Origin of the sequence: Capsulimonas corticalis (assembly GCF_003574315.2) — a bacterium.
Lineage (GTDB): Bacteria > Armatimonadota > Armatimonadia > Armatimonadales > Capsulimonadaceae > Capsulimonas > Capsulimonas corticalis.
On record NZ_AP025739.1, the window covers coordinates 2715881 to 2728610 of the forward strand.

Genomic DNA, 12730 nt, shown 5'->3' on the forward strand with positions numbered 1-12730 from the left:
CGATGAAGACGCGCTCTCAAAATTTTTGGTCGAACGCCCCGCGTTATGTCGTGCTGACGGCGCTGGCGGTGCTTTTCGTGCTGCCGTTTTACTTGATCGTGCGCAACGCGCTGATGACGGATGCGCAGATCACGGCGCCGGGCTGGATCTGGCTCCCGCCATCGCCGCACTGGGAAAACTTCCGGGCGCTGTTCGACGATCACGACAACCAGATGCGCACCGGGCTGATCAACTCCGCCGTGATCGCCGTCGTCACGCTCGTCTTCCAGACGCTGTTCTCGTCAATGGCGGGTTACGCGCTGGCCCGCATTCCCGCGCGCGGCAGCGGCTTCGTCTTTGGACTGGTCCTGGCGACTTTGATGATCCCCGGCGCGGTGACGTTTGTGCCCGCCTTCGCGGTCATGGCCTATCTGGGCGGCGTCAACACCCAGTGGGGCGTCATCGCGCCGGGTCTGTTTAGCGCCTTCTCCATCTTCTTGTTTCGCCAGTTCTATCTGCGCTTCCCGGCGGAGATCGAGGAAGCGGGGCGCCTGGACGGACTCGGATACTTCGGCGTTTACTGGCATTTGCTGCTGCCCAACTCCACCAGCATCATGACGGCTCTGGGCGTGCTGACATTCATCGGCAGCTGGAACTCATTCCTGTGGCCCCTCGTGATCGGCCAGGACCCCAGTTCCTGGACAGTCCAGGTCGTGCTCTCGACCTTCCTGACGGCCCAGACCATGCACCTCGCCCAGCTCTTCGCCGCCGTCGCCGTCGCGGTTCTGCCGCTGATCGTCGTCTTCCTGGTGATGCAGCGCTCGATTGTGGAAGGGGCTACGTTTTCGGGGGGGAAAGAGTAGGATGTCCCCGGCCCCTGTGAGCCTCTACAGGGGGCGCTCATTGGGGAGGTTTTCGATTGCGTAGTTCGTCAGAAGGCCGGCGAATGAATTCGCGCCTAAAAGTACGGTCGTCCCCCTTCGGGGACTTCAGAACGTCTACGATCACGTTTCTGAACCCGCGGAGGCGGGTGACCGTACTTTTAGGCGCGAATTCATTCGCCAGGCATTCTTAATATTCGCTAGGCTCTTGAGAGCTGATGTCGAAAAAACTACCCCAGCGAACTGTGGGGGCGGGGCATATTACCCCAGCGCCCCCGGGAACCGGTCCGCTGTCTGGATCACGAATTCCCCAAAGAGCGAGTTGGCCCAGGCGAACCAGGGGCGCGTGTAGCGGCTCGGGTCGTCTTTGTGGAACGACTCGTGCATGAATCCCGTTTCCGCGTGCGTTGCCTTGAGGGTTTTCAAGCACATCGCGACCTCGGACTCCGATGTGCTGGTCAGGCCGTACATCATCAGGCCGATCGGCCAGATTAAGTCCGGGCCGGTGTGTGGGCCGCCGACGCCCGTGTATTTTCCTTCGAAGAACCAGGGGTTGTCCTTGCTCCAGACGAGGCGACGGGTCGCCTGGTAGGTCTTGTCGGACGTTTTACAGGCGCCCAGATACGGAAGCGAGAGCAGGCTGGGGGTGTTGGTGGCTTCGTCCGTCAGAATCGAGTGGCCGAGGCCGTCCATCTCGTAGGCGTAGACCTTGCCGCGCGTTGGGTGTTTCTGTGTGGCGTGCTTGCGCAGGGCGTGCTCGATTTCGTTCGCCAGATCGTTTGCCTGGGCTGCCTTTTGGGGATTATGACGGACTTTGTCCAGCATCGTCGCCATCTGGCGCAGGGACACCATGGCGAAGAAGTTGGATGGGATCAGGAATTGGTAGGTCGTCGGGTCGTCCGACGGCCGGAAGCGGGAGCAGATCAGGCCGTTTGGTTTGATCGGAGAACCGTAGGCCGAGTCGGGGATCGGGTCCTGCGGGCCGGGCTTAGCGCCGTCCCGCTGGAAGTAGTAGCCGCCGCGCCCGTCTTTGCGCTGCTGATCCCGGAAGGTCGCCACGACGCTGTCCATGGCCTGCTCCCACTGGGCGTCGAACGGCGCTGTGTCGCCGGTCGCGGTCCAGTATCCGTAGGCCAGTCGGATGGGATAGCAGAGGGAATCGATCTCCCACTTGTGCTCGTGGACGCCGGGCTTCATGATCGTGTAATCGCTCAGCCACTCGCTTTTTTCATTGGGATCTTGCAGAAAAGCGTTCGCATAAGGATCGAGCAGGATGCACTGCGATTGGCGGAGGATCACACCTTGCAGCAGGCGCAGCAGCTTGAGGTCGGTTTTGGCGAGCGGCAGATACGGCCAGACTTCGGCGGAAGAGTCGCGCAGCCACATCGCGTTGATATCGCCCGTGATGACGAACGTGTCGGGATTGCCGCCGGCATCCTGGAAGTTGACGGCGGTGTCCAGGGTGTTCGGATAGCAGTTCTCGAACATCCACGCCAGCTCGGGATCCGCGATCCGGCCGCGCATCTCACCGATCTTCTGCTCGACGGCCTCGGATTGAAACCGGCGGTCTCCGAGCGGGGGACGTTTGGAGGCGAACTGCGGCGCGCGGACGGCGTCCGCCCCAAACAGCGGCAGCTCGCGGCCGGCGGCGATCAGCGCCGCCGCCCCGAGGCCGGCTTTGAGAAAATGTCGTCGTGTCTGCAAGTACGTTCACTCCATCATTCGGTTGGAATTGGAGCTACGGCGCCGGAGCGAGCGGTCCTTCGGACGGCGGCGCATCTTCCGGCGCGGCGCCCCAGTCTTTGTTCGGGCGATTTCCCATCACCAGCACCAGCGCGCCGCCCTTGGCGATGTCGCTGTGGCGGAACCATGGCTTGTTCCAGTCTACCCCATTGAGCTTCGCCGATTGAATATACTTGTTGTCGCGGGAGCAATGGATCGCCTCCACGACGAATGTTTTCCCATCGCCCAGGTCCATCACGCTGCGTGTGAATATCGGGCTGCCAATGTTGTAGACCGGCATGCCCGCCGTGACGGGGTAAAAGCCCAGGGATGAGAACGCGGCGAAGGCGGAGAGACCGCCGCCGTCCTCGTCGCCGGGGACGCCCTGCAGGTCGTTTCGAAACCACATGTCCAGGAGTGAGCGGACTCGCTTTTGCGTCTTCCAGGGCGCGCCGGCGTAGTTGTAAAAATAGGGAATGGGCATGCTCGGCTCGTTCCCCATGGAGAACTGGCCGACATTGCCCGTGCCGTCCGGGAAGCTGGCGTAGACAGTGTACCGGTTGTCGCCGAGATCCTCCCGAAAGAGCTGATCCAGGTTTTCGACAAACTTGGCGCGCCCGCCCATCAGATCCACCACGTCGGCGATGTTGTGCGTGACGCCCCAGCGGTATGTCCAGCCGTTGTTTTCGTCGTAGTAATCGCGTCCGCCCAGTCCGCCCGAAAACTTATAATCGAGCGGTTCGATGAACGCGCCCGATTCGTCCTTCGGATGGAAGAAGCCCGTCGCGGGATTGAACAGATTGCGGTAGTTGTAGGAGCGCTTTTCGAAGAACGCGTAGTCGTCCTTCTTGCCCAGCGCTTTCGCCATCTGCGCCAGGCACCAGTCGGTGTAGCTCGCCGCGAGGGTGATCGCGACCGACTGCCGGCGCTCGCCGCGATTCACGACGGGGATGGTCTCTGGCTCGCCGGGTTTGAGCGCGGGGTAATACCCGTGGACCTGATAGAACGCGTCGATGCTATTGGCGGGGCCAAGCACCCATGGCAGGGCGGTCGACTCCAGCACGGTCTTCTTCGCATGCGCGTAGGCCGCCGCGAGATCGAACCCGCGCAGGCCCTTGTTATAAGCGTCCCAGATAATGGCGGCGCTATAAAGACCGTTCATGCAGTGCCCGTCGCCGCTCAGCTCGGGAAAGGTCGGCAGCCAGCCTTCGGGCGACTGCTCGGCCATGCGGATGTACGAGGCGATCTTCTGCGATTCTTGTTTGGGATTGATCAATACGCCGAGCGGATGGTCCGCGCGATGGGTGTCCCAGCTCCAGTCGTCGTTGTAGAAATCGACGCCGTTGTCGTCGTGGACCTTGCCGTCGAACCCGCTATAGTACTTGCCGTCTTCAGAGACGTCCACCATCCGCTCGTACGTCCGATAGAGCGCCGTGTAGAAAACGGTCTTTTCGTTCTCGGAGCCGCCGGTTACCTGGATCTTGCCCAGCGCGTCATTCCAAGCCTTGTGGCCGGCGGCGGCGGTTTTGTCCAGATCAAAGTCCGGGGTTTCGCTCTCCAGGTTCTTCTTCGCCTGATCGACGCTGATGTACGAGACGCCGTACCGAACGGCGGCGCGCGCCTGGGAGCTTCCGAACGACAGCACCAGCGCCGCGTCGCGTCCCGCCGCCGAAGCCGCTCCAAAGCGCGTGGTCCCATTGTCCAGCACCCCGATCTTCTCCGGCGCGGCGCTCGCCACCAGATACAGATAGACCGACGCATGGCCGTAGCGCTGGAAGCCCGTCACCACATTCCCGTCCGCCTTCAGCTCGCCGTCGCCGCTGCTCAGCACCAGATATCGCAGCCCTGGCTTGCCGAACGCGAACGTATAGATGGCCGACCGTCGCGCCGGCGCAAAGGCCACATCGATATCCTGCTCGTCCAAAGACACCGAGTATCGATACGGCAGCGTCTTCTCCAGATCGTAGGTATACGGAATGACTGGAGACAAGCGCGTCCGCGCGTCCAAGACCGGGCTGATATGAAACACTTGCCCGCCACGATGCGCGGGCAGCAGAAGCGGCAATCCATCGATCTGGTCGGAGATATAACTCGGGCGCTCCGGATGGATCCGCATCATTGCGTTCGGCAGGGACACCGTCGGGAACGTCGGGACCAGCAGCTGGCTCATGTTGCCGATGTTCGGATTTACATACGAAACCGGATCGCTGGCGGCGGCGTGAAGAGTTCCCGCCGGCAGCAGCAGACCAAATGCTAGGGCCTGGCGCAGCGGCGTATGCAGAAGTGAACGTGATTTTCTCATAGTGAAGGGGTTTCTGTCCTCAAGCCGCGTATTCCGCTGTTTCTGGATACTGCTCGGTCGCTTTCCAATGTTTTACTACCGCCCACAATCCACATCGGGCGAATCTTTCATCCAGATCTCGTTCAGGAGGCGCGGCAATGACAATTTCTCGGGTCGCTTTATTGATCTTGAAGGTTCCCTCGCCGCTTTTCCAGGCGCTATCCGCGTAAGCGTACTCCACGGAAAGATCATCTTCGGCAAGTTTTCGGACGACAACATGGTACATCGCTGTTTTCTGATGCGTGGTCAATGGCGGGGCAGGCGCAGTTATGGCTGTGTTTCCGAACGTGATTTATCGTTAACTCTTCGCGTCATTTTTCTATGATACTCCCAATATGGTCATTACTGCCACTCGCCGGGCTGAAGAGTCACAATTTCTCCCGATCGCTCGGCGGCGGTTTTCTTTTTTGGGGGCTTGTGGCCAGAGTTCGCCATGATGAAATCGACAGCCAGCGTGGGGTTTGAGAGGCCATGCGGGTGGTGGGCGCAGCCATGTTTGACGACCGTGAAGAATGCGCCGCCGAGTTTGAGATATCGGCCGCGGGCGATCAGCGTGTTGTCGTCCGGGATGCAGTCGGTATCGGCGTCGCCGTAGACATGGATGATCGGGATGTGCGCCTTGGCGATCGGCGTCAAGATGTCGATGGGGTTGCCTTTGAAGGCGAGGGCTTCGGCTTCCGTGTTGAAATGGTAGTCACGCATTAGCTCCGCCCAGTCGCCGGGACTGCCCGGGCCTTTGTTTTTTCCGCCTGGCCAGTTTTTGAAGTCGCACACGGCGGCGTCGCCGTAGATGCATCCGACCTTATCGGTATTGACGGCGGCCCAGCGATAGATATACAGTCCGCCCCGGCTCAGCCCTTCCAGCGCGGGATATTGGGAGAGACCATAGGTCTCGGTGAGAAGCTTATAGAACGGATCCCAGTGCGCCATGGCGTCGGGAGCGCCGAAGGTGTTCCCCACTTCGATGTACGCCAGATGGAAGCCCTTGTCCAGCAGCGCGAGATCGACGCTTGGGAAGGCGTCCCAAAACATCGCGCGCCAGATCCAGGGCTTACCCGGCGCCGCCGTCTTCGGCTCAACCACCACGGCTTCGCAGCCATCCACGGTCAAATGATGGCAAATGTAGCCATGGTAATCTGTCGGCTGTCCCGGCCACACGGCGGTCGCCGCCGTCGTTTGCGCATCCGCCGCCCTCGCGGGCGCCGTGGAAATCATGGGCAGCACGGCCAGAGCTCCGGTCAGAAAAAGGAGGTTCAATTTCGTCATTAGGGATCGTCCTTGTGTGAAATTTCGCTATCGGCAGTTTCCGGGAAAGGTGACTAGATCACGATTACGCTTTCCGGACCGCCGCTTTCATTATAGCTGAAATCCTTGTGGTTTACCCTAGTACGATGCGCCTTTTCTTTATAAGACCTTTTAGATCTATGGCAATCATGACGAGAAAAAAGAGCGCGAACGCCAGGAATATGCCCCCCGATATCCAGAACTCCGTCATCTGCTGGGCATGATATGCGCGCGCAAGGCCTCTTCCGCCCTGCTCCAACGTTATGCCGAGAAGGAAGATCAACCGATAGAGGCCCTCACGAGATAACGCGGATGCCTGGCGTAAACGCCACGCGCTGGCGCGCCAGCCTGCGGTCATGGCAATAACGAGGGCGATGCTCGAAGTATGATGAAGCGCTCGCTCCACAGAAGATGCGCCTTGCGGATGTAGGATCTCCTGTATCTCAAAAATACAGGAGATGAGGATGATGAGCGGCAAAACCCTGGCTGCAACGCGCAGCCATTTCTCCGACTTTTGCTTTTCTTGTTCTATCCGCGTGTCATACGCATCATCACTGGCGAATCGGGGTGGAGTTGTCATGGTGTCTCCTCGCAATCAATTGTGATGGATCTTTATTCTCGCGTATCCATATCAGCATCCGATATGACAAACCCACGTTTTTCCTGCCGCGCTCGTTCAGTCATATGGATTTGCAGCAAGATCCCCAATTTTCTCAGGATCATTGCAAAGAGAGCGAGAAGGATTGCCGCAGCGAAGACGTCTGCCGCGAGAAACGCAGGTGTCTGCGGAGTCTGATGCATGTTCGCGATTATTTTGCCGGCAGGATTGAGCAGGATACTCATGAGGCCAGAAATCAGCGCCATTGGTTCCAATGATCCGTCCGATTTCTTTTTCTGTAGCCGATCTACGGCGTCCATCCAAGACACGAGTATATAGAGGGTTGGAGCAAAGATCAGCGCCTGAAGCAAAAAATTCTCGATCGGTGAGCCAGAATGTGGCTGCATCACGTGCGGCGCACTGACTACACAGGAAATCAGGGTAAGGAATGGGTAGATTTTAGTGAAAAGCCGCAGTTGATTGAGCTTCTTAAGCTCCTTTTGTGCGATCCGGGCCTCATACAAATCATCGCAAGAGAATTGCGGCGTCGATGGTGTGATATTGCGATCCGGTGTATTCATGATCTATTCACGGATGACCTCCACCACTTGAACGCGTCCACGCCGGCCAAGCGCGAAGAGGAGATCGCTGACTCCCCACCAGATGAGCACGAGGGATACGCTTCCAAGGACCACGAAATTCTCCATGAGTGTATGACGGGCGTCATATTTTGCCCCATGTGGGTGGATCTGCACATACAACATCGCGGCGAACACAAGCATGCCGGCCAATATACTGGCGGAAGCGGAGGTTTTTGACCGAAACGTCGGCCGCTTCGATTGGCGGGCTCGGTAAGCATCGTTGGCGATTTTGAGATATACGATATCTCCCAGCACCGTGTAGAGCCAGGGGAAATTTTGCTTCATTGGGGCGTCGAAACATGAGTGCAACAGCATCCATAACGCAACGAGCATAAGAAGCGGGAAGTGAAGCTTTTTGGAAAGTTCGTTGATCATGGCGTGGCGTCCATCGGATTACTTCAGCGGCGCGACGCGGCCTTCGACGGTGGCGGTGAGGGTGGCGCGGCCGGTGAGGTAGTCGGTCAGGGCTTTGGTGACGGAGATTTTTGTCTCGTCGTCGGCGTCCGATTTCTTCCACACTTTGAAGTAGCCGAGGCCGCCGCCGGCGAGTGTCCGGGTGGTGGCGACTTTATAGGTTTTGGCGGAGGAAATTTCGGAGCTGTCCGCGCCGGCGAGCTTGACGCGCTTGCCGACGGGCTGGGCGGGATCGTAGCGGACCTGGAGGCCGCTGACTTGAAGAAAGCCGGGGAAGGGCTGGGGGAGATGGGATACGGAGCGCTCGGCCGCCTGGAGGATCTGCGCGCCTGTCAAATCGAGCACGACGATTGTGTCGCTGGGGTCGTTGGTGTAGCGCAAGGCTTTGGCGAGCTCGGCGGGTTTGACGTCGCCGACCGGAATGGTCGTTTCCGAAATCTCGTCCGCTGGAAGAAAGGCGATGTCGGCGTGGCTGGCCTGTCGGATGGCGTCGGCAACCAGATTTCCGAGGTTCGTTTCGTGTTCGGAGGCGCCCTCGCCGACGAGCGGCTGAGCGATATGGACGGTGTCTTTTTCTTTCGCCGCGAGGTTCGATTCGCTGCGCGCCCCTTGCTTGGCGGCGTCTCCATGTGTTTCGTTCTTCGCCTGCGCCGAGCGGGCGGCCGCGGCGAACGCCGCCGTCAGCCCGAGGCCGACCAGGGACAGGATCACCGTCTTCCGAAATGGGTTATTCTTCACGGTCTCTCCATGCCCATGCGAGCGGGAACTGCGGTCTCGGAAGGTGCCCCCCGCGCCCCCTGTGGGGGCCGGGGGAATCCTCTTCCTAATCTTCCTTTTGATTGCGCTGCGCGTGCTGCCAGCGCAAGTAGGCGTCGATGAAGTCGTCGAATTCGCCGTTCATGACGCGCAGGATATCGCCGGTTTCGTGGCCGGTGCGGACATCCTTGACGAGGGTATAGGGCTGGAAGACGTAGTTGCGGATCTGGGAGCCGAACTCGATGCCTCGGCGCTCGCCGCGCAGTTCGTCGATGCTGGCTTTGTTCTCTTGACGCGCCAGCTCCAATAGCTTGGCCTTGAGGACCTTGGTGGCGAAGGCTTCGTTCTGAGTCTGGCTGCGCTCGTTCTGGCAGCTAACGACGATGCCTGTCGGAAGGTGGGTCAGGCGGACCGCCGAACTGGTCTTGTTGACGTGCTGGCCGCCGGCGCCGGACGCTCGGTAGACATCGCGACGGATATCCTTGTCGGGAATATCGACTTCGCCGACTTCCTCGACTTCCGGGACGACGTCCACGGAGGCGAACGATGTTTGACGCTTGTTGTTGGCGTTGAAGGGGGACAATCGGACCAGTCGATGGACGCCGCGCTCGCCCTGCAAAAGGCCGTAGGCGCTTTTGCCTTCGATGCGCAGGGTGCTGCTCTTGATGCCGGCGACATCGCCTTCGACTTCATCGACGATCTCGACTTTGTATCCGTTGCTCTCGGCCCAGCGCAGGTACATACGCAGCAGCATGGAGGCCCAATCGTTCGCCTCGTCGCCGCCCGCGCCCGCGTTGATTTCCAGCAGCGCCGGCGCGCCGTCGTGCGGACCCGAGAGCAGAGTGTCGATCTCCAGCTTGTCCAGCGTCTGCGTGACGGCGGCAAGCTCGGAGGTCGCCTCGGCCTCATAGGTTTCGGGATCGTCTTCGAGCTGCGCCAGCTCCAGCAGCGTGCCGACGTCTTCCAGACGCTTGCGTACGGCCTGCCAGGGCGCGATGCTTTCCTTGATCGCGTTGAGGCGCTGCATCTTTTCCTGGGCGGACGCAGGATCGTCCCAGAAGCCTTCTTCGGCGGTCATCGCCTCCAGCTCCGCCGCCTGCGCGCGCTTGCCTTCTAAATCCAGCGGTCCGCTCAGCTGATCCAGCCGCGCGCCGATCTGCTCGCTTATTTTGACGACGTCGTCGATCAATGGGTTCCTTGCTCCGGTGTCAGGGGGCCGGGCGGCATCGTCTGCGCGCCCGGCGGGTATGTTAATCTCCCCTTATTTTACCGAATGCCGCCCACTTTTTGTTCTTTGTGGAAGCATACAAAATTCTTATGATAACTATTGGGCGAATACATAGGATCGTAGTGTGATTGACGCCCATCGTTGCCTACTGTAACACATGGATTGTGAAAAGTTAACTGGTGCCACTGGACAGAGTACGGTAACGGATGACTCTTCGACTGGGAAATTCGAAATAGAACATAAGGTTAAGAGCGAGAAGGCATATTACACAAAATTGGACGGCAAGCTTTAAAACTGATGGCCTGCGGTAGCAGAGTCGATTGGTTCTGCCGCCACAGGCCATTTTGATGGCTTCTATCAAGGTTGGCTCAGGATGGCCGCCCACTAATAATAAAACGATGTTGAGATGGTCGAAAAAGCGATTAACATCGAGTAATACGAAGCTTATTTCAATTGTAACTACCGCACGAACGGACAGATAAGCAACTCTGCAATTGCCGAATCCACGATGCTTGAACCATTTATTCTGTTTTCAAATTTAGAAACGGCTCGCTTGAACAAATCAATTGACGACACTAGCAGAATATACAATTTGACCAAAGCCATGCATCGTGTGGTAGATGTCAACACCGCCATACTGCAAATTTGCGTTAAAAGGCGGAAGCGTTGCTGTTGCAGAATAGTGAGTACTCGTACCTTGAATAACTCCATTTCCTAATGTTGTCGATATATATTGTACATTATATCCATAACCATCCGGGGATAACAACTGTGTAACGGAAGCCGCCGGAGAATCGTTATATTCATCATAGTCATTGTAGTCCAATGCCATAGGAGTAAGCCCCCTGCCGACATTTATAGAACCTGACATTGGGTTGTGAGAATAGTCGTTGGATGCACAATACCAGTCTGCGAAAATGGTCTCCTTGACAGAAATTCTTGTTGGGGGGAGATCGTTATTTGCGGGAATCCAATACAATGTGGGTGTGCAGTTTAAGGTTATTGGAATATTTGCCGTTCCGTTATCGAGATCCAATCTGCCCGTCGTGTACGCCTGCCCGCCTTGTTGAAAGATTGGCCCAAAGCTTTGAGATCCATTAGGGTATGACCAGTTTGTGCCACTATATGTGTAAGCTACCACCCAGCTGCCAGCGTTGGCGCATTTTGATGCCGCTAAAGACGAGATTGTTAGCGCTAATGTTGACAATGCCAACAGTGAGTGAGTAATGGACTTTTTCATGTAAGCTTAGCCTTCTTTAAAATCGCTTCGTTGCATTGCGTCGAAGTTACCCGACTCGGATTGATGCGGTAGTCTTGCTTTTAATGATGCTTATCACGCGGACCGAATTGGTTAGAGGCTTTATTCATTTCGACTGTTTCTCGACTGTGTGTTTCAAGATAAGAATTCATATAGCTAAATCCGAAGATCCATTTTCATCATTTTCTGCTGTCATGATGAACTTAGATAAATTGTAAATAGCTATAAAAATTTTCTGTAGCTCAGTTGTCGAAATGAATAGAATTTGCCTGATAAGCATAAGTCGTAAACGTCCATCTCTGCGATTATAAAGTTTTCCGAAAATTAATCTCCTCTTATTACCTCCTATCTGCTAATATTACTATTTTAGATTAGCGATTCGAGATGGAACTTATCGTAACCTCAGTCGTCCGGTCTGCCGGGAGCGTTGCCGCGACGACGACTTCCAGGCTTTTGCCGTCCGCGGACGGGTGAGTGGAGACGATCTGGGCGGGGACGATCTTGCCCTTTTTGTAGCTGACCTTCGCCGAAACCGTCACGCTTGCGCCGGCGGCCGGCGGGGCGATGTGGAAGACGATGCCGCGCGCGGGGACTTCCGTGTTGTTGGTGTTCTCGACAAACGCGGTTTCGGTGGTCAAACCCTTGGCGTCGCCTTGAGGATACGTTGTCAGCAGATGCCAGGGCTGGAGGATTTCGCTCGTGACTTTGTCGCCATCGACGTGGAAGACGACGTAGTGCAGGTAGCCGCCCTGCTCCGGAGAGGCGTCGAGCGGCGCGCCGGCGCCGCCGGAGATATAGTAATCGACGCCGTCATGGGCGGCATGCCAGTAAATGTGGTTGTGTCCGCAGAAGACGGCGCGGACATGGTTCTGGACGAAGAGTTTGTGCAGGCTATCCCGGTCTTCGGTGCTCTTGAAGCCCGTGTCGATGGTCGAGCCCGTGTCGGGCGGGCCATAAACGTAGTGGTGCAGGAAGATGAATGTATTCTTCGCCGAGGCGTTCGCTTTTAGGTCCGCTTCGAGCCATGCGCGCTGCTCGGCGTCGATCTCGCCGCCGGCGCTGATCTTGCCGTCCGGAAGCACGGGGGTCGTGTTGAGAGCGATGAAGTGGCTGTCGCCATAATCAAAGGAGCCGTACAGCGCGCCCATGCGCTTCTGGTAGATCGGCAGCAGCGCGGAGTCCAGACTGAACTCATGGTTCCCCGGCGCCATGAACATCGGCGATTGCGTGAGTGCGGCGGAGGCAAAGAAGGTGTCGTACTCGGCGTTCGCCTCGGCCGGCGTGTCGCCGTAGCCCTCGATCGCATCGCCGGTCCAGAGCGTGAACGCCGGACGGACCGAGCCGATCTCCAGGCAGATCTGGTTCAGAGCCGGCGGCATCGGATAGCCGTGGCCCGTCGAGCGGTTATCGCCGCTGACGACGAAGGTAAAGTGGTCGGGATCGGCGGGGGCGGCCAGCGTCGTGAACAGCGTCGGGATCGGCGGCAGCGGCTTGGTGGTCGCGGCGAACGCCGGGATGGCGCACAGAGCGCTGGTCATGGAAAGTGCGAGTGTGAATTTGTTCATCGTGCTGGTAATCTCATAAAGACAGCACGCCCACGATAAACATGAGCGTGCTGGATCGAAGTC

The 12730-nt window shown here is 57.9% G+C and carries 12 protein-coding genes; 1 reads left to right on the forward strand and 11 read right to left on the reverse strand.

From position 1 onward, the window contains the following. Positions 1-2: 2 nt before the first annotated feature. Positions 3-842: a carbohydrate ABC transporter permease gene (locus tag D5261_RS11630; protein WP_119321198.1), complete on the forward strand. Its 840-nt coding sequence runs from the start codon at positions 3-5 to the stop codon at positions 840-842. Between the two features lie 279 nt (positions 843-1121). Here the strand turns inward: D5261_RS11630 and D5261_RS11635 are convergent, their stop codons facing one another. The 11 genes from D5261_RS11635 to D5261_RS11685 all read right to left on the reverse strand — a co-directional run bounded on the left by D5261_RS11635 (position 1122) and on the right by D5261_RS11685 (position 12667). Further along, entirely contained in the window at positions 1122-2564 is a 1443-nt protein-coding gene (locus D5261_RS11635) for a glycoside hydrolase family 125 protein (protein WP_165864154.1), read from the reverse strand. Positions 2565-2598: 34 nt separating this feature from the next. Next, complete coding sequence (locus tag D5261_RS11640; protein ID WP_165864155.1) at positions 2599-4884, reverse strand: GH92 family glycosyl hydrolase; 2286 nt, start codon at positions 4882-4884, stop codon at positions 2599-2601. A gap of 19 nt (positions 4885-4903) precedes the next feature. Further along, the gene (locus tag D5261_RS11645; protein ID WP_125205942.1) at positions 4904-5149 is read right to left on the reverse strand and encodes a hypothetical protein; all 246 of its coding nucleotides are present in this window, start codon (positions 5147-5149) and stop codon (positions 4904-4906) included. 116 nt (positions 5150-5265) lie between these two features. Then, positions 5266-6189, reverse strand: a complete 924-nt coding sequence (locus tag D5261_RS11650) for an alpha/beta hydrolase (protein WP_119321200.1) — start codon at positions 6187-6189, stop codon at positions 5266-5268. 112 nt (positions 6190-6301) lie between these two features. Then, positions 6302-6787 carry a hypothetical protein gene (locus D5261_RS11655; RefSeq protein ID WP_119321201.1) on the reverse strand — a complete coding sequence of 162 codons (486 nt, stop codon included), beginning with the start codon at positions 6785-6787 and terminating at the stop codon, positions 6302-6304. A gap of 32 nt (positions 6788-6819) precedes the next feature. Further along, positions 6820-7386 (reverse strand): hypothetical protein, encoded by a 567-nt coding sequence (locus D5261_RS11660; protein ID WP_125205943.1) that lies wholly within the window; start codon positions 7384-7386, stop codon positions 6820-6822. Positions 7387-7389: 3 nt separating this feature from the next. After that, positions 7390-7821, reverse strand: a complete 432-nt coding sequence (locus D5261_RS11665; protein WP_119321203.1) for a hypothetical protein — start codon at positions 7819-7821, stop codon at positions 7390-7392. A gap of 18 nt (positions 7822-7839) precedes the next feature. After that, the gene (locus tag D5261_RS11670; protein ID WP_165864156.1) at positions 7840-8598 is read right to left on the reverse strand and encodes a 5'-nucleotidase C-terminal domain-containing protein; all 759 of its coding nucleotides are present in this window, start codon (positions 8596-8598) and stop codon (positions 7840-7842) included. Between the two features lie 85 nt (positions 8599-8683). Beyond that, positions 8684-9805 carry a peptide chain release factor 2 gene (gene prfB / locus D5261_RS11675; protein WP_119321205.1) on the reverse strand — a complete coding sequence of 374 codons (1122 nt, stop codon included), beginning with the start codon at positions 9803-9805 and terminating at the stop codon, positions 8684-8686. 601 nt (positions 9806-10406) lie between these two features. Next, positions 10407-11084, reverse strand: coding sequence for a hypothetical protein (locus D5261_RS11680; RefSeq protein WP_125205944.1), 678 nt, complete (start codon positions 11082-11084; stop codon positions 10407-10409). 389 nt (positions 11085-11473) lie between these two features. Then, entirely contained in the window at positions 11474-12667 is a 1194-nt protein-coding gene (locus tag D5261_RS11685) for a metallophosphoesterase family protein (protein ID WP_119321206.1), read from the reverse strand. Positions 12668-12730 lie beyond the last annotated feature (63 nt).